The organism is Kitasatospora phosalacinea (genome assembly GCF_000717185.1).
GTDB lineage: Bacteria > Actinomycetota > Actinomycetes > Streptomycetales > Streptomycetaceae > Kitasatospora > Kitasatospora phosalacinea_A.
This window is the reverse complement of the sequence record NZ_JNYE01000041.1, coordinates 15,431-31,471: the sequence shown is the minus strand read 5'-3', so window position 1 is coordinate 31,471 and position 16,041 is coordinate 15,431. Positions and strand designations below refer to the sequence as shown.

Annotated in this window: 14 protein-coding genes; 10 read left to right on the top strand and 4 right to left on the bottom strand. The window is 74.3% G+C overall.

Annotation, left to right across the window (positions count from 1 at the left end; translation table 11 throughout):
- Positions 1-19 precede the first annotated feature (19 nt).
- On the bottom strand, positions 20-1,366 hold the full coding sequence (locus OO57_RS18795) for an NtaA/DmoA family FMN-dependent monooxygenase (protein ID WP_033253693.1): 1,347 nt from the start codon (positions 1,364-1,366) through the stop codon (positions 20-22).
- Between the two features lie 47 nt (positions 1,367-1,413).
- Positions 1,414-2,316 carry a ribokinase gene (locus OO57_RS18790; RefSeq protein WP_033253692.1) on the bottom strand — a complete coding sequence of 301 codons (903 nt, stop codon included), beginning with the start codon at positions 2,314-2,316 and terminating at the stop codon, positions 1,414-1,416.
- A gap of 282 nt (positions 2,317-2,598) precedes the next feature.
- Between OO57_RS18790 and OO57_RS18785 the strand changes: the two genes are divergently transcribed.
- Positions 2,599-3,597 (top strand): LacI family DNA-binding transcriptional regulator, encoded by a 999-nt coding sequence (locus OO57_RS18785; RefSeq protein ID WP_033253691.1) that lies wholly within the window; start codon positions 2,599-2,601, stop codon positions 3,595-3,597.
- 25 nt (positions 3,598-3,622) lie between these two features.
- Here the strand turns inward: OO57_RS18785 and OO57_RS18780 are convergent, their stop codons facing one another.
- Positions 3,623-4,264, bottom strand: coding sequence for a hypothetical protein (locus OO57_RS18780; protein WP_158715164.1), 642 nt, complete (start codon positions 4,262-4,264; stop codon positions 3,623-3,625).
- Positions 4,265-4,275: 11 nt separating this feature from the next.
- The gene (locus tag OO57_RS18775; RefSeq protein ID WP_051777937.1) at positions 4,276-5,439 is read right to left on the bottom strand and encodes a hypothetical protein; all 1,164 of its coding nucleotides are present in this window, start codon (positions 5,437-5,439) and stop codon (positions 4,276-4,278) included.
- A 104-nt stretch (positions 5,440-5,543) separates the two neighbouring features.
- On the opposite strand from OO57_RS18775, the gene argC reads away from it, so the two are divergent.
- From argC to OO57_RS18730, 9 genes are all read left to right on the top strand, one after another.
- Positions 5,544-6,572, top strand: a complete 1,029-nt coding sequence (argC, locus tag OO57_RS18770) for an N-acetyl-gamma-glutamyl-phosphate reductase (RefSeq protein WP_033253690.1) — start codon at positions 5,544-5,546, stop codon at positions 6,570-6,572.
- Entirely contained in the window at positions 6,569-7,747 is a 1,179-nt protein-coding gene (argJ, locus tag OO57_RS18765) for a bifunctional glutamate N-acetyltransferase/amino-acid acetyltransferase ArgJ (protein ID WP_033253689.1), read from the top strand. The genes argC and argJ overlap by 4 nt, the downstream gene beginning before the upstream one ends.
- 24 nt (positions 7,748-7,771) lie before the next feature.
- Positions 7,772-8,704 carry an acetylglutamate kinase gene (gene argB / locus OO57_RS18760; RefSeq protein ID WP_033253688.1) on the top strand — a complete coding sequence of 311 codons (933 nt, stop codon included), beginning with the start codon at positions 7,772-7,774 and terminating at the stop codon, positions 8,702-8,704.
- Positions 8,701-9,903: an acetylornithine transaminase gene (locus OO57_RS18755; protein WP_033253687.1), complete on the top strand. Its 1,203-nt coding sequence runs from the start codon at positions 8,701-8,703 to the stop codon at positions 9,901-9,903. Before argB ends, OO57_RS18755 begins: the two co-directional genes overlap by 4 nt.
- Before the next feature lie 25 nt (positions 9,904-9,928).
- On the top strand, positions 9,929-10,480 hold the full coding sequence (locus tag OO57_RS18750) for an arginine repressor (protein WP_033253686.1): 552 nt from the start codon (positions 9,929-9,931) through the stop codon (positions 10,478-10,480).
- Positions 10,481-10,591: 111 nt separating this feature from the next.
- Complete coding sequence (locus tag OO57_RS18745) at positions 10,592-11,785, top strand: argininosuccinate synthase (protein ID WP_033253685.1); 1,194 nt, start codon at positions 10,592-10,594, stop codon at positions 11,783-11,785.
- 94 nt (positions 11,786-11,879) lie between these two features.
- Positions 11,880-13,301, top strand: coding sequence for an argininosuccinate lyase (argH, locus tag OO57_RS18740; protein WP_033253684.1), 1,422 nt, complete (start codon positions 11,880-11,882; stop codon positions 13,299-13,301).
- Positions 13,302-13,552: 251 nt separating this feature from the next.
- Positions 13,553-14,917 (top strand): FAD-binding oxidoreductase, encoded by a 1,365-nt coding sequence (locus OO57_RS46830; RefSeq protein WP_033253683.1) that lies wholly within the window; start codon positions 13,553-13,555, stop codon positions 14,915-14,917.
- Between the two features lie 286 nt (positions 14,918-15,203).
- Complete coding sequence (locus OO57_RS18730) at positions 15,204-15,698, top strand: GNAT family N-acetyltransferase (protein ID WP_033253682.1); 495 nt, start codon at positions 15,204-15,206, stop codon at positions 15,696-15,698.
- Positions 15,699-16,041: the final 343 nt, after the last annotated feature.

Genomic DNA, 16,041 nt, shown 5'->3' with positions numbered 1-16,041 from the left:
GCGGGGGTGGATCGACGGGTCAGTGGCGGTGCCGCGCGGCCGGGTGGCTGGCGGGCAGCGCCCGGCCGCCGGAACCGGTCAGGCGCTCGCGCAGCGACTCGCCGTCCGCGTACGCGCCGCGGAACGCGCCGCGCTCGCGCAGGATCGGCAGCACCGACTCGACGAACTCGACGGTGGAGGTGGGCTGCACGGTCGGCGAGAGCAGGAAGCCGTCCAGGTCGGCGCCCTCCGCGAGGGCGCAGATCTCGTCGGCGATCTCCTCGGCGGTGCCGACCACCGGGCGGGCGCCCACGCCGTGGGTGTGCCAGTCGGCGAGCACGTCGCCGACCGTCTTCCCGGCGAACCGGGCGACCTGGGTCTGCGACATCTCGGTGGACAGCTCGGCCATCGGGGTGTCCGGCGCGTACGAGGACAGGTCCAGGCCGGTGAACATCGCGTACGAGGCGACGGTGACCTCGGGGCGCTGCGCGTCCAGGACCCGTTGCCAGCGGCGCTCGGCGTCCGAGGTGGTGGCGCCGACGACGCAGGAGAACGCCGACATCACCTTGACCTCGTCGGCCTTCCGCCCGGCCTGCACGGCCTCCGCGCGGATCGCCCTCGCGTGGCCCGCGAGCTGCTCGACGCTGCCGCTGCCGACGAACATGCACTCGCCGTGCCGCCCGCCGACCCGGCGCCCCGCGGGGGAGGCGCCGGCCTGGAACAGCACCGGGGTGCCCTGCGGGGAGCGGGCGGTGTTGCCGTAGCCGTGCGAGCGGAAGTACGGGCCGTCGTGCTCGACCGGGTGCACCTTGGCCGGGTCGGCGAACCGGCCGTCCTTGTCCTTCTCCAGGGCGTCCGGCTCCCAGGCGCCCTCCCAGTACTTGTAGACCAGGTCGAGGAAGTCCTCGGCCATCGCGTACCGGTCGTCGTGCGCGACCATGTCCATCCCGAACGCCTTGACCGCGGTGTCGGCGGTGCCGGTGGTGACCACGTTCCAGCCGAGGCGGCCGCCGGAGAGCTGGTCCAGGGTGGCCAGGCGGCGGGCGAAGCCGTACGGCGGCTCGACCAGCACCGAGCCGGTCACCACCAGGCCCAGGTCGGTGGTGGAGGCGAGCAGCGCCGAGGCGATCACGAACGGATCGAGCCGGGGCAGGTCGAGGGTCTCCTCGGTGGCGATCGGCGGGCGCACCCCGTCGATCTCCGACCAGCCCCAGGCGTCGGCCAGGAACAGGAAGTCCAGCTTGGCGTCCTCGCACAGCCGGGCCACCTCCTGCCAGTAGCCGAGGGTGTCGAACAGGTGGCGGCGGCTGTCGGGGTGCCGCCAGGTGGCGGTGCCGCTGGCGTTGGTCTGGGCGTTCTCGAACAGGCCGAGCTTGAGGCTGCGCATGGGTGTTCTCCGTTGAACAAGGTGGTACAGGGGAGCTGTCGAACGGGTCAGGGGACGGCGTCGAGCTGCGCCGCGCTGGGCATCGAGGACTGGGCGCCGAGCCCGGTCACGGCCAGCGAGGCCGCCCGGACGGCGCGGGCCGCCGCGGCGGGCAGGTCGGCGCCGCGGGCGAGCGCGTCGGCGAGGGCGCCGCAGAAGGTGTCGCCCGCGCCGACGGTGTCGACGGCGTCCACCACGGGGGCGGGCAGGTGGACGCCCGGGCGGCCCGGCTGCTTGACCAGCGCCCCGTCCGCGCCGAGCGTGACCACCACGGCCCCGCAGGGCAGGTCGGCGCGCTCCAGCAGCTCGCGGGCGGCGGCCGGGCCGGAGACCGGTTCGGCGCCCAGCAGTGCGGCCAGCTCGCCCAGGTTGGGCACCAGGACGTCGACGGCGGCCAGCACCGCGGGGTCGACCGGCCGGGCCGGGGCCGGGTTGAGGACGACCGTGCCGCCCTGCTCCCGGGCCCGCAGCACCGCGGCGGCGACCACCTCGGCGGCGACCTCGTGCTGCACCAGCACCACCTCGCCGGGCGTGCGGGCCAGCCACTGCGGCAGGTCCTCGACCGCGAGGACGGCGTTGGCGCCGGGGTTGACCACGATGGTGTTCTCGCCCGCGCGGTCGACCACCACCGAGGCGATCCCGGTGGTGGCGTCCGGCGCGGTCAGCACCGCGTCCAGGTCGACGCCCTCGGCGGCCAGCACCCGGCGGATCGGCTCGCCGTCCGCCCCGATCCGGGCCACCAGGCGCACCTGCGCGCCGAGCCGGGCGGCCGCGACGGCCTGGTTGGCGCCCTTGCCGCCGACGCCCTCGACGAAGCCCCGGGCGAGCACGGTCTCGCCGGGCCGCGGCAGGTCCTCGACGGTCAGGACGAGGTCGCGGTTGACCGAACCGACGACGGTGATGGGCGGCATCTGGGACTCCTCGGGAGCCGTGGGAGATCGATCTCCCACACTGTGGACCAGCACTCACGAGGCGTCAAGTACCCTCGTGCTGCACATTGCGCCAGCTCAGGCCCGCCAGCTCAGGCCCGCCGGAACGGGACCCGGCCGTCACCGCTCCGAGGCCGGGAGCGCGCGGCGCAGCCCGCGAAGCGCCGTCGAGACCGCCGCCAGACCGCTCCGAGACCGCCGCCAGACCGCCGCCAGACCGCCGCCAGACCGCTCCGAGACCGCTCCGACCGGGGAGGACCCCACGTGACAGCGCCCCGACTCCTCGACGTGGCCGCGGCCGCCGGCGTCTCCCGGGCCACCGCCTCCCGCGTCCTGGCCGGCACCCCGCGCAACGTCGACCCCGACCTGGCCCGCCGGGTCGAGGAGGCCGCCCGGCGCCTCGGCTACCGCACCAACCACTCCGCGCGGGCCCTGCGCACCGGCACCACCGGCACCGTCGGCGTGGTCGTCCCCTCGCTCGCCAACCCGTACTTCGTCCAGCTCGCCGACGCCATCGCCCAGCAGGTCCGGGCCGCGGGCGGCCAACTGGTGGTCTCCGACGCGGCCAACTCGCCCGCCATCGAGGCCGAGCAGATCGAGACCCTGCTGAGCGGACGGGTCGACGGGCTGCTGGTCGTGCCGGTCTCCGCCGCCGCCTCCGGGCCCGCCGTCCGGGCCGCCGCCGGGCGCGCCCCCGTCGTGCTGTTCGACCGCTGGGCGCACGGCTCCGGCACCGCCGCCGTCACCCTCGACAACGCCGCCGCGATGCGCCTGCTGCTCGACCACCTGGAGGGCCTCGGCCGCCACCGGATCGCCCTGGTCGCCGCCGACCAGGCCTCCTCCTCCGGCGCCGAACGCCTCGCCGCCTTCACCGCCGCCCGCGGCGCCGGCGCCGCCACCGTCCTGCTGCCCAGCTTCACCACCGACGCGGGCCGCACCGCGGGCCGCCGGATCGCCGCCCGCCGCGCCGAGGTCGACGCCGTCGTCTGCGGCGCGGACGTCCTCGCCGTCGGCCTGGTCAGCACCCTGCAGCGCTCGGCGGTCTCCGTGCCCGGCGAGATCGCCGTCACCGGCTTCGACGACACCGAGCTGCTCGAACTCCTCGACCCCCCGATCACCTCCATCCGCCACCCGCTCGCCGACATGGCCGAACGCGCCCTCGCCCTCCTCCAGGGCCCGGCCGCCGACCGCACCGAAAGCGTCGAGCGCTTCGCCCCGCAACTCGTCGTCCGCGCCTCCACCGACGCGGACGCACACCCCTGACGCGGACGCCCGAGGCAGCGTCAACTCACCGGTGCGGGTCGGGACTCCACCCCTCGAACCCCTCGTCCTCCCACGGCTCGACCGCCGATCCCACCGCGGACCCCGCCGCCGACCCCACCGGCTCGAACCGGACCGACGGCGGGCGCCCGGCGTACGCGCTCGGGCGGCGGCCGGTGAACAGCCGGAACAGGTACCGGCCGACCGGGCCGTCGAAGCGCTCCCACTCCTCGGGTGCGCCGTCCGTGCTGTTCGACAGGATCGGCCACCGGTCCGGGTCGCCCGCGCCGGTCAGCCAGTACGCCTGGAGGTGGCCGTCCTCGCCGTCCGCCCACTGGAGGAGCCCGCCCGGCGCGGGGAACGCCGGGTACGGGGCGATCCGCCCGGGCCACTCGGCCGCCGACGCCGACAGGCGCTCGGCGTTCCGCTCCAGGTCCAGCAGCGGATCCGGCGCTTCCGGGACGAGCAGCGACAGCCCGTTGAACGCCCCCGCCCCGAACCGCTCCACCAACAGCCGGTAGCCGTGCGGCAGCCCCGTCCCCAGCCGGGCCCCCACCGCAGCCCAGTCGACCTCCCGCCGCCGCGCCGGCCGTCCCTCCACCAGCCCGGCCAGCCGCTCGTTCCACGCTCCTGCCGGATCCGTGCCCGGAGCGTACGGCCCGCCGCCCACGCGCCCCGCGGTCAGTCGAGGGCCTCCGCGAACGACCGCTCGGCGCGGACGCGTACCTGGCGCCGGGCGGGGTCGGCGACTCCGGTCGGCTCCTGCGGGGACGGTCCGTCGTCGGCGGGGAGGAGGTGGTCCTCCAGGTCGCCGTCGGCGGGGACGTCCTCGGTGGCGGCCAGGAACGCGGCGGCGTCCGCGTGCGCGCCCGGCGCGTCGGCGGCGGAGGCGGGGGCCGTTGCCAGCAGGGTGAGGCGGCCGTCCTCCTGGGCGAGCAGCAGGTGGCCGTCGGCGGTGGCGGTCAGGGCGGTGGCCGGTGCGTCGGACGGGCCCCGGTGCTCGACGGCGTCGCCGGTCTCCACGTCGAGTTCGAGCAGGGTGCCGCGGGGGGTGCCGAGCCACAGCGTGCCGGGTCGCGGGCCGAAGGCGAGGTTGTGGCGGGGCCACTCCTCGTCCAGGGCGAGGTCGGTGTGCAGGACCCTGCGGAGGGAGGGGAAGGCGAAGACGTCCAGCGTTTCGACGTAGGCGTTGCCGCGCAGGGCGAGGTGGCGCCCGTCGGGGCTGAACAGCGGGGTGCCGTAGCCGTCGACGTCCAGGACCAGGGCCCGCCGCTGCTGCCGCATCGCGCCGTCCGCGCCGCCGGGGCGGGCGAACAGGACGTAGGTGGCGCCCTGCTCGCCGGCCAGGGTGGCGACCAGCTCGCCGGAGGGGTGCGTGCCGACGCCGGTGTCCCACCAGCGGGCGGTGGCGGTGGCGCCGGTGGCGGGGGCGAGGACGGCCGAGGTGCCGTCGCCGTCGATCGTCGAGGCCCACAGGAAGCGGCCGTCGGGGCTGTGGGCGAGCGCCTCGCAGCCGTCGGGGGCGGGCAGCGGCTCGGCCGGGCCGTCCGGGGTCCAGCGGCGCAGCAGGCTCCCGTCGGCGACGGTCAGCAGGGGCTCGTGCGGGTGCCAGGCGATCGGGGGCAGCCAGTGGTCGCCCCAGCCGCCGGTGAAGAGCGCGACGTCGAAGGGGGCGAGTTCGCGCAGCCGCCCGCCGGAGCAGTCCCAGACCCGGACGAGCGAGCGGTCGGCCTCCGCGTCGGTGGCGATCCCGGCGGCCAGTGGGAGGCGCGGGTGGCAGGCCAGCAGTTCCACCGGGGGGCCGTCGTCGGTCAACAGGTGCGCCGCTGCGGCGAGATCGGTCATGGCGGCACTCTAGGAGGTGGGTGCGACAGGGCCGGGACCGGCCGCATCCTTGCATGATTTTGCTAGGCTGCGTATATTCATGCTGGGCTTCAGGAGGGAACGCCATGGTATTGCGAGTTGCCGTCGCCGGAGCGAGCGGATACGCGGGCGGCGAGGTGCTGCGACTGCTGCAGGCGCACCCGGAGGTGGAGATCGGCGCGCTGACCGGCGCCTCCAACGCGGGCCAGCGCTTCGGCGCGCTGCAGCCGCACCTGATCGGCCTGGCCGACCGGGTGCTGGAGCCGACGAACCCCCAGACGCTGGCGGGGCACGACATCGTCTTCCTCGGCCTGCCGCACGGCCGGTCCGCCGAGGTCGCCGCCCAGCTGGGCGAGGACGTCCTGGTGGTCGACCTGGGCGCCGACCACCGGCTCGCGTCGTCCGCCGACTGGGAGCAGTTCTACGGCTCCCCGCACGCGGGGACGTGGCCCTACGGCCTGCCCGAGCTGCCCGGCCACCGCGAGGCGCTGCGCGGCAGCAAGCGGATCGCCGTGCCCGGCTGCTACCCGACCGCCGTCACGCTCGCCATGTACCCGATGTTCGCCGCGGGCCTGGCCGAGCCGGAGGCGGTGATCACCGCCGCGTCCGGCACCTCCGGCGCGGGCAAGGCCCTCAAGGCCCACCTGCTGGGCAGCGAGGTGATGGGCTCGATGAGCCCGTACGGCGTCGGCGGCGGCCACCGGCACACCCCGGAGATGGCGCAGAACCTGACCCCGCTCGCGGGCGAGCCGGTCACCGTCTCCTTCACGCCCACCCTGGCGCCGATGCCGCGCGGCATCCTCGCCACCTGCTCGGCCAAGGCGCGCCCCGGCACCACCGGCGCCGAGCTGCGCGCCGCGTACGAGAAGGCGTACGGCGACGAGCCGTTCGTCCACCTGCTGCCCGAGGGGCAGTGGCCGCACACCTCGTCCGTGTACGGGTCGAACGCGGCCGTGCTGCAGGTCGTGCTGGACGAGCACGCCGGGCGGATCATCGCGATCAGCGCGATCGACAACCTGGTGAAGGGCACCGCGGGCGGCGCGGTGCAGAGCATGAACATCGCCCTCGGCCTCCCCGAGGAGCTCGGCCTCCCGCTGAACGGAGTCGCACCGTGACCACCTCCCAGAGCCGGAACGTCGGCGTCACCGCGGCCAAGGGCTTCCGCGCGGCGGGCGTCACCGCGGGCATCAAGGCCTCCGGCAACCCGGACCTCGCCCTCGTCGTCAACGACGGCCCGCAGCACGCCGCCGCCGGCGTGTTCACCTCCAACCGGGTGCACGCCGCGCCGGTGAAGTGGTCGCGCCAGGTGCTGAACGACGGCGAGCTGGCCGCCGTGGTCCTCAACTCCGGCGGCGCCAACGCCTGCACCGGCCCCGAGGGCTTCCAGGACACCCACGCCACCGCCGAGAAGGTCGCCGCCGAGCTGGGCATCGGCGCCATCGAGGTCGCGGTCTGCTCCACCGGCCTGATCGGCGTCCGGCTGCCGATGGACAAGCTGCTGCCCGGCGTCGAGCTGGCCGTGCAGGCGCTCAGCGACACCGGCGGCGAGAGCGCCGCGATCGCCATCAAGACCACCGACACCGTGCACAAGACCGCCCAGGTCACCGCCCCCGCGGGCTGGACGGTCGGCGGCATGGCCAAGGGCGCGGGCATGCTCGCCCCGGGCCTGGCCACCATGCTGGTCGTGGTCACCACCGACGCCGCGGTCGACTCCGCGGGCCTGGACGCCGCGCTGCGCGCCGCCACCCGCACCACCTTCGACCGGGTCGACTCCGACGGCTGCATGTCCACCAACGACACCGTGCTGCTGCTCGCCTCCGGCGCCTCCGGGATCGCGCCCGAGCAGGCCGAGTTCGCCGAGGCCGTGCGCACCGTCTGCGCCGACCTGGCCCGCCAGCTGATCGGCGACGCCGAGGGCGCCTCCAAGGACATCCGGATCGAGGTCGTCAACGCGGCCACCGAGGACGAGGCCCTCGACGTCGCCCGCACCGTCTCCCGCAGCAACCTGCTCAAGTGCGCCATCCACGGCGAGGACCCCAACTGGGGCCGGGTGCTGTCCGCGATCGGCACCACCTCCGCCGCCTTCGACCCGGACCAGCTGGACGTCGCCATCAACGGCGTCTGGGTCTGCCGGAGCGGCGGCGTCGGCGAGGACCGCGACCTGGTCTCGATGAAGGACCGCGAGGTCGTCATCACCGCCGACCTGAAGGCCGGTCAGGCCTCGGCCACCGTCTGGACCAACGACCTGACCGCCGAGTACGTGCACGAGAACAGCGCCTACTCCAGCTGACCCGAGGGGGGTCGTCCCACCGCCATGCAGATCGCACCCAAGGGCGAACAGGCCCGCAGCAACGCCGCCCTGCCCAAGGCCCGCACCCTGATCGAGGCGCTGCCCTGGCTGGAGCGCTTCCACGGCAAGACCGTGGTCATCAAGTTCGGCGGCAACGCCATGGTCGACGAGGACCTCAAGGCCGCGTTCGCCCAGGACGTCGTCTTCCTGCGCTTCGCCGGCCTGCACCCCGTCGTCGTGCACGGCGGCGGCCCGCAGATCAGCGCCCAGCTCGACAGGCTCGGCCTGGAGTCCTCCTTCACCGCGGGCCTGCGCGTCACCACCCCCGAGACCATGGACGTGGTCCGGATGGTGCTCGCCGGGCAGGTCCAGCGCGAACTCGTCGGCCTGCTCAACACGCACGGCCCGTTCGCCGTCGGCATGACCGGCGAGGACGCCCACACCATGACCGCCGCCAAGCGCTACGCCGTGGTCGACGGCGAGCAGGTCGACATCGGCCTGGTCGGCGACATCGTCAACATCGAGGCCGGGGCGGTCAAGGCGCTGATCGCCGACGGCCGGATCCCGGTGATCTCCTCGATCGCCCGGGGCACCGACGGCCACGTCTACAACATCAACGCCGACACCGCCGCCGCCGCGATGGCGGTCGCGCTCGGCGCCGAGATGCTGGTCGTGCTCACCGACGTCGAGGGCCTGTACAAGGACTGGCCGGACTCCGACGACGTGATCAGCCAGCTCAAGGCCGGCGAGCTGGAGGAGATGCTCCCCACCCTGGCCTCCGGCATGCTCCCCAAGATGGAGGGCTGCCTGCGCGCCGTCCGCTCCGGCGTGGGCACCGCCCGCGTCCTGGACGGCCGCGTCCAGCACAGCCTGCTGCTGGAGATCTTCACCGACGAGGGCATCGGCACCATGGTCGTGCCCGACGACGACAGCACCGTACTGGGGGGCCTGGCATGAGCAGCAACGACGCCGTCATCGCGCGGTACAAGCACAGCCTGATGAACAACTACGGCACTCCGCGGATCCCGCTGGCGCGCGGCGAGGGCTCGCTGCTGTGGGACGCCGACGGCAAGCAGTACCTCGACCTGGTCGGCGGCATCGCGGTCAACGCGCTGGGCACCGCCCACCCCGCGATCGTCGAGGCCGTGACGAGCCAGCTCACCACCCTGGGCCACGTCTCCAACCTGTTCACGGCCGAGCCGACCGTCGAACTGGCCGAGAAGCTGGTCGAGTTGGCCGGGCGCCCGGGCAGGGTCTTCTTCTGCAACTCCGGCACCGAGGCCAACGAGGCCGCCTTCAAGATCTCCCGGCTGACCGGCCGCACCCACCTGGTCTCCCTCCAGGGCGCCTTCCACGGCCGGACGATGGGCGCCCTCGCGCTCACCGCCCAGCCCGGCAAGCAGGAGCCGTTCAAGCCGCTGCCCGGCGACGTCAGCTACGTCCCGTTCGGCGACGTCGAGGCCCTGCGCGCCGCCGTCACCACCGACACCGCCGCGGTCTTCCTGGAGCCGATCCAGGGCGAGAACGGCGCGATCCCGCTCCCGGACGGCTACCTGGAGGCCGCCCGCGAGATCACCCGGGCCACCGGCACCCTGCTGGTCCTGGACGAGATCCAGACCGGCACCGGCCGCACCGGCCACTGGTTCGCCCACCAGGCGTACGAGGGCGTCGACCCCGACGTCGTCACCCTCGCCAAGGGCCTCGGCGGCGGCCTGCCGATCGGCGCCGTGCTCGCCTTCGGCCCGGCCGCCGACCTGCTCGGCCCCGGCCAGCACGGCACCACCTTCGGCGGCAACCCGGTGGTCGCCGCCGCGGGCCTGGCCGTGCTGCGCACCATCGAGGAGCAGGGCCTGCTGGAGCACGCCGCCAAGCTCGGCGAGCGGCTGCGCACCGGCATCGAGGCGATCGGCGACCCGCTGGTCGACCACGTCCGGGGCAAGGGCCTGCTGCTGGGCATCGTGCTGACCGCGCCGGTCGCCGGGCAGGTGCAGGCCGCCGCGCAGGAGGCGGGCTTCCTGGTCAACGCCGCCGTCGCGGACGCCGTCCGGCTGGTCCCGCCGCTGGTCCTCACCGAGGAGCAGGCCGACGCCTTCCTCGCCGCCCTTCCCGCGATCCTCCGGACGGTCCGCGAAGCCGCCCCCGACGCGACCAGCTGAGCGTCCTTCAGGAGAATCATCAGTTATGACCGAACGCCCCGAGCCCACGACCCCCGCCGCCGGCCCCACGCCGCAGGTCCCGCAGACCCGCACCGCGCGCCACCGGCGGATCGTGGACCTGCTGACCCGTCAGCCCGTCCGCTCGCAGAGCCAGCTCGCCAAGCTGCTCGCCGACGACGGGCTCGTGGTCACCCAGGCCACCCTCTCCCGGGACCTGGACGAGCTCGGAGCGGTGAAGATCCGCAACCGGGACGGCGCGCTCATCTACGCCGTCCCGGCCGAGGGCGGGGACCGCACCCCCCGCGCCCCGATGGGCGAGTCCGCCAGCGAGGCCCGGATGGCCCGGCTGGCGGGCGAGCTGATGGTCTCCGCCACCGCCTCCGGCAACCTGGTGGTGCTGCGGACCCCGCCCGGCGCGGCCCAGTTCCTGGCCTCGGCGATCGACACCGCCGAGGTGTTCGAGATCCTCGGCACCATCGCCGGGGACGACACCGTGCTGCTGATCAGCCGCGACGCGGCCGGCGGGCAGGCGCTCGCCGACCACCTGATGCAACTCGCCCAGGCCAAGTCGCAGTAGTTCCCGCCCGTTTCAAACCCGGTGTGCGGTACTGGTTTGTGAACTCATACGCGGTGGTGCATACTTATGCCTAACGCCGCATGGAACCTGTGTTTGTGAATGGAGATAGCCGTGACCGATCGCGTCGTACTCGCCTACTCGGGCGGTCTGGACACGTCCGTCTGCATCGGCTGGATCGCCGAGGAGACCGGCGCCGAGGTCATCGCCGTCGCCGTCGACGTCGGCCAGGGCGGCGAGGACCTGGAGGTCATCCGCCAGCGCGCGCTCGACTGCGGCGCCGTCGAGGCCGAGGTCGCCGACGCCCGCGACGAGTTCGCCGACGAGTACTGCCTGCCGGCCCTCAAGGCCAACGCCCTGTACCAGGGCCAGTACCCGCTGGTCTCCGCGCTCTCCCGCCCGGTGATCGTCAAGCACCTGGTCGCCGCCGCCCAGAAGCACGGCGCCACCACGGTCGCCCACGGCTGCACCGGCAAGGGCAACGACCAGGTCCGCTTCGAGGTCGGCATCCAGTCGCTGGCCCCGAGCCTGAAGTGCATCGCCCCGGTCCGCGACTACGCGATGACCCGCGACAAGGCGATCGCCTTCGCCGAGGCCAAGAACCTCCCGATCGTCACCACCAAGAAGAACCCGTACTCGATCGACCAGAACGTCTTCGGCCGCGCCGTCGAGACCGGCTTCCTCGAGGACATCTGGAACGCCCCGATCGAGGACGTCTACGAGTACACCCAGGACCCGGCCGCCCCGCGCGAGGCCGACGAGGTCGTCATCACCTTCGAGGCGGGCGTCCCGGTCGCGGTCGACGGCCGCAAGGTCACCGTGCTCCAGGCCATCGAGGAGCTCAACAAGCGGGCCGGCGCCCAGGGCATCGGCCGCCTCGACATGGTCGAGGACCGCCTGGTCGGCATCAAGTCCCGCGAGATCTACGAGGCCCCCGGCGCGATCGCCCTGATCACCGCCCACCAGGCCCTGGAGAACGTCACCGTCGAGCGCGAGCTCGCCCGCTACAAGCGGCAGGTCGAGCAGCGCTGGGCCGAGCTGGTCTACGACGGCCTGTGGTTCTCCCCGCTCAAGCGCGCCCTGGACGGCTTCGTCAACGAGGCCAACCAGCACGTCTCCGGCGAGATCCGGATGGTCCTGCACGGCGGCCGCGCCGTGGTCAACGGCCGCAAGTCGGACCGGTCGCTGTACGACTTCAACCTCGCCACCTACGACACCGGCGACACCTTCGACCAGTCCATGTCCAAGGGCTTCATCGAGATCTTCGGCATGTCCTCGAAGATCGCCGCCCGCCGCGACCTGGCCTGATCCACCGCCAGCACCGCTGCCCCGGCCCCCCGTCGACGCACGGGCGGCCGGGGCGCCGCCGCACCCAGACCCGCCTTCCGAAGGAGCCCACGCGATGACCGCCGACCAGCCCGCAGACGTCCGCCTCTGGGGCGCGCGCTTCGCCGACGGCCCCTCCGAGGCCCTGGCCAAGCTCTCCGCCTCCGTCCACTTCGACTGGCGGCTCGCCCCGTACGACATCGCCGGCTCCAAGGCGCACGCCCGCGTCCTGCACCGGGCCGGGCTGCTCAGCGCGGCCGAGCTCGACGGCATGCTGGCCGGGCTGGACCAGCTGCTGGCCGACGTCGAGTCCGGCGCGTTCACCGGCACCGTCGCCGACGAGGACGTGCACACCGCCCTGGAGCGCGGCCTGCTGGAGCGCCTGGGCGCCGACCTCGGCGGCAAGCTCCGCGCCGGGCGCTCGCGCAACGACCAGATCGCCACCCTGTTCCGGATGTACCTGCGCGACCACGCCAAGACCATCGGCGCCCTGGTCCTCGACCTCCAGCACGCCCTGGTCGGCCTCGCCGAGGCCCACCCGGAGACCGCGATGCCCGGCCGCACCCACCTCCAGCACGCCCAGCCGGTGCTCTTCGCCCACCACGTCCTCGCCCACGTCCAGGCCCTCGGCCGGGACGCCGAGCGGCTGCGCCAGTGGGACGCCCGCACCGCCGTCTCCCCGTACGGCTCCGGCGCGCTGGCCGGCTCCTCGCTCGGCCTCGACCCGCAGGCCGTCGCCGCGGACCTCGGCTTCGAGCGCGGCTCGGTGGGCAACTCGATCGACGGCACCGCCTCGCGCGACTTCGTCGCCGAGTTCGCCTTCGTCACCGCGATGATCGGCATCAACCTCTCGCGCATCGCGGAGGAGATCATCATCTGGAACACCAAGGAGTTCGGCTTCATCACGCTGCACGACGCCTTCTCCACCGGGTCGTCGATCATGCCGCAGAAGAAGAACCCCGACATCGCGGAGCTCGCCCGCGGCAAGTCCGGCCGCCTGATCGGCAACCTGACCGGCCTGCTCGCCACCCTCAAGGCCCTGCCGCTCGCCTACAACCGCGACCTCCAGGAGGACAAGGAGCCGGTCTTCGACTCCTGCGACACCCTGGAGGTCCTGCTCCCCGCCTTCACCGGCATGGTCGCCACCCTGACCGTCCACCGCGAGCGCCTGGAGGAGCTGGCCCCGGCGGGCTTCTCGCTCGCCACCGACATCGCCGAGTGGCTGGTCAAGCAGGGCGTGCCGTTCCGGGTCGCGCACGAGGTGGCGGGCGCCTGCGTCAAGGTCTGCGAGGCCGAGGGCATCGAGCTCTCCGACCTGACGGACGCCCAGTTCGCCGGGATCTCCCCGCACCTCACCCCCGAGGTCCGCACCGTCCTGTCCGTCCACGGCGCCATCGCCTCCCGCAACGGCCGCGGCGGCACCGCCCCGTCGGCCGTCGCCGTCCAGCTCGCCGAGATCAAGGAGGACCTCGCGGTCCAGCAGTCCTGGCTGGGCTAGAGCTCCTTCAGGGGCTCGGGGAACGGCGAGCCCGGGTCTGCTGACGGTGCACCGCCGGAGCGCGCATCGGCTTCTGGTTCCGTTGGAGACGCGCAGCAGCACGAACCTCCGACGGGCTCCGGCCGCCAGCCGCACGGCCCCGCCGTTCCCCGGGCCCCTGGTGGTGCATGCCCGTCCGCCGACAGTTCCCCGGGCCCCTGGTGCCTCCCGCCCGTTCTGCCCGAAAGGTCGCCCCGTCCTACGCTGGATCCATGTCCAAAGCAGCCATGGCGCTCGCCGAGGGGTTCCGGGGCGAGATCGTGGTGCCCGGGGACGAGGGGTACGACGCGGCGCGCGCGGTGTGGAACGGGGCGGTGGACCGGCGCCCCGAGGTGATCGCCCGCTGCACGGGCGTCGCGGACGTGCTGCAGGCCGTCGCGGTGGCCCGGGAGCACGGCCTGCACGTGGGGGTCCGGGGCGCGGGCCACGGCATCGCCGGGATGGGCACCTGCGACGGCGGGATGCTGGTCGACCTGTCGCGGCTGCGCGGCGTCCGGGTGGACCCGGCCCGCCGGCTCGCGCGGGCGCAGCCGGGGGTGACCTGGGGGGCGTTCGACCACGAGACCCAGGCGTTCGACCTGGCGACGCCGGGCGCGCCGTACTCGGGGGCGGGCGTCGCGGGGGTGACGCTCGGCGGGGGAGTGGGGTGGCTGGCCCGGGCGTACGGGCTGACCTGCGACAACCTGGTGGAGGCGGACGTGGTGACCGCCGACGGGCGGCTGCTGACGACGAGCGCGGCCGCGCACCCGGAGCTGTTCGCGGGGCTGCGCGGCGGCGGCGGCAACTTCGGGGTGGTGACCTCGTTCACCTACCGGCTGCACCGGGTGGGCCCGCACGTGCTGTGCGGGGCGCTGTACCTGCCGGTGGAGCTGACGGCGCAGACCCTGGCCGCGGTGCGGGACTTCATGGCGCAGGCGCCGGACGGCCTGACGGTGGGGGTGGAGTTCGGCCCGCCGCGGGGCGTGCCGCAGCTGCCGGACCGGACGGTGCTGCGGATCGGCCTGTGCTGGTCGGGCCGGGCCGACCGGGGGCGGGAGGCGGTGGCGCCGCTGCGCGCGCTGCCGGGGGTGCTGGTGGACACGGTGCAGACCCGGCCGTACGTGCAGTGGCAGCGGATGCTGGACGCGGACCGGGGGCCCGGCGCGGGCAACTACTCGCGCTCCGAGTTCCTGTCGGTGCTGGACGGGGCGGCGATCGGGCGGCTGGCCGAGCAGGCCGCGGCGATGCCGGGGCCGGGGGCGCAGCTGCAGCTGGCGTTCCTGGGCGGCGCGGTGGCCAGGGTCGGCCCGGAGGACACCGCGTACACCTACCGGACGGCGCCGTACCTGCTGCACGCGGTGGGCCGGTGGACGGACGGCCCGGCGGAGCCGCAGGTGGCGTGGGTGCGGGGGTGCTGGGAGGCGATGCGGCCGTTCTCCTCGGGCGGGGCGTACGTGAACCTGATGGGCCGGGAGGGCCCGGCCCGGGTGGTGGAGGCGTACGGGCTGGCGAAGTACGAGCGGCTGGTGGCGCTGAAGGACCGGTACGACCCGGCGAACCTGTTCCGGGTCAACCAGAACGTCCGGCCGAGCGGGTGACGGGCGCCGCCCGCGGGGCGTGACGCTCGCCACGTCGGGCGTCGGGGAGGTTGAGAACGGTTGGCGTCTGGGTAGAGCGGTGGCGAACGTCTCTCTTGACGGTCGCCCGGCTGCCCGGATACTGAGCGTGAGCGCGCCAGTCCCGGCGGCCCGGACCACCGTCCGGCGGGACGCGTCGCGCTTTTCCCGGGCCGGGCCGATCCCCGTCCGGGCACACCTCGGACAGGAACCGGTGCAGGACCCTCACTCGCACGCGCCGGGCACTTAACGATGGAGGCCCCCGCACATGGGCATGAGTGTGATCATCGCAGCGGCACGACCGGAAGAGGCGGAGCAGATCCTCAAGCTCCAGTACCTCGGCTACCAGAGCGAGGCGGAGCTGTACGGCGACTGGACGCTGGAGCCGCTGACCCAGACCCTGGAGAGCCTGAAGGCCGAGATGTCCGAGCACCGGGTGCTGGTGGCCCGGCTCGGCGACGAGGTCGTGGGCAGCGCCCGCGGCTGGGTGGACGCCAGCGGCGTGGGCCAGATCGGCCGGCTGGTGGTGCACCCGCGGATGCAGCGGCACGGCCTGGGCCGCCGCCTGCTGGAGGCGCTGGAGGCGCAGCTGGCCGCCGACGGCGCGACGGGCGGCTTCGAACTGTTCACCGGCCACCGCAGCCTGGGCAACCTGCGCCTGTACCGCAGGCTCGGCTACCGCGAGACCGAGGTGCGCGAGGTGTCGCGCCGACTGTCGATCGTGACGCTGGCCAAGCCGGTGGCGGCCTCCCTGGCCGCCTGAGCGCGCACCCGCTGCGGCGCCCGACCCGAACGAGGGGTCGGGCGCCGCAGTGCTTGTGCCGCAAGGGCCGTGACCACATCGTGGACGGCGCGTCCTGAGAATTGGGACGTAGACCAAATGTCTGATTTACTGGGTTCCATGACCGCGACGACGACGTGCATCCCCACCGGCGCGACGCCGGCAGGTGAGTCGCGCATGTGCGGCCGTCGAATGTGTCGCCGCTGAAGCCCCGTTGAGGCCCCGCCCCGACGCCCGCTCGCGCCCCGCCCGCTGATGACTCGTTAGGGCCACGCCCACGGGCGGCCCGCCCGGCCGGCGGCCATGATCGAGACAGCGTCGGCGG

Bases quoted from the DNA above. Each gene is read 5' to 3' on its own strand.
- argH (WP_033253684.1), top strand. From the start codon at position 11,880: ATGACCGCCGACCAGCCCGCAGACGTCCGCCTCTGGGGCGCGCGCTTC.
- OO57_RS18755 (WP_033253687.1), top strand. From the start codon at position 8,701: ATGAGCAGCAACGACGCCGTCATCGCGCGGTACAAGCACAGCCTGATG.
- OO57_RS46830 (WP_033253683.1), top strand. From the start codon at position 13,553: ATGTCCAAAGCAGCCATGGCGCTCGCCGAGGGGTTCCGGGGCGAGATC.
- OO57_RS18750 (WP_033253686.1), top strand. From the start codon at position 9,929: ATGACCGAACGCCCCGAGCCCACGACCCCCGCCGCCGGCCCCACGCCG.
- OO57_RS18775 (WP_051777937.1), bottom strand. From the start codon at position 5,439: ATGACCGATCTCGCCGCAGCGGCGCACCTGTTGACCGACGACGGCCCC.
- argC (WP_033253690.1), top strand. From the start codon at position 5,544: ATGGTATTGCGAGTTGCCGTCGCCGGAGCGAGCGGATACGCGGGCGGC.
- OO57_RS18790 (WP_033253692.1), bottom strand. From the start codon at position 2,316: ATGCCGCCCATCACCGTCGTCGGTTCGGTCAACCGCGACCTCGTCCTG.
- argB (WP_033253688.1), top strand. From the start codon at position 7,772: ATGCAGATCGCACCCAAGGGCGAACAGGCCCGCAGCAACGCCGCCCTG.
- OO57_RS18730 (WP_033253682.1), top strand. From the start codon at position 15,204: ATGGGCATGAGTGTGATCATCGCAGCGGCACGACCGGAAGAGGCGGAG.
- OO57_RS18795 (WP_033253693.1), bottom strand. From the start codon at position 1,366: ATGCGCAGCCTCAAGCTCGGCCTGTTCGAGAACGCCCAGACCAACGCC.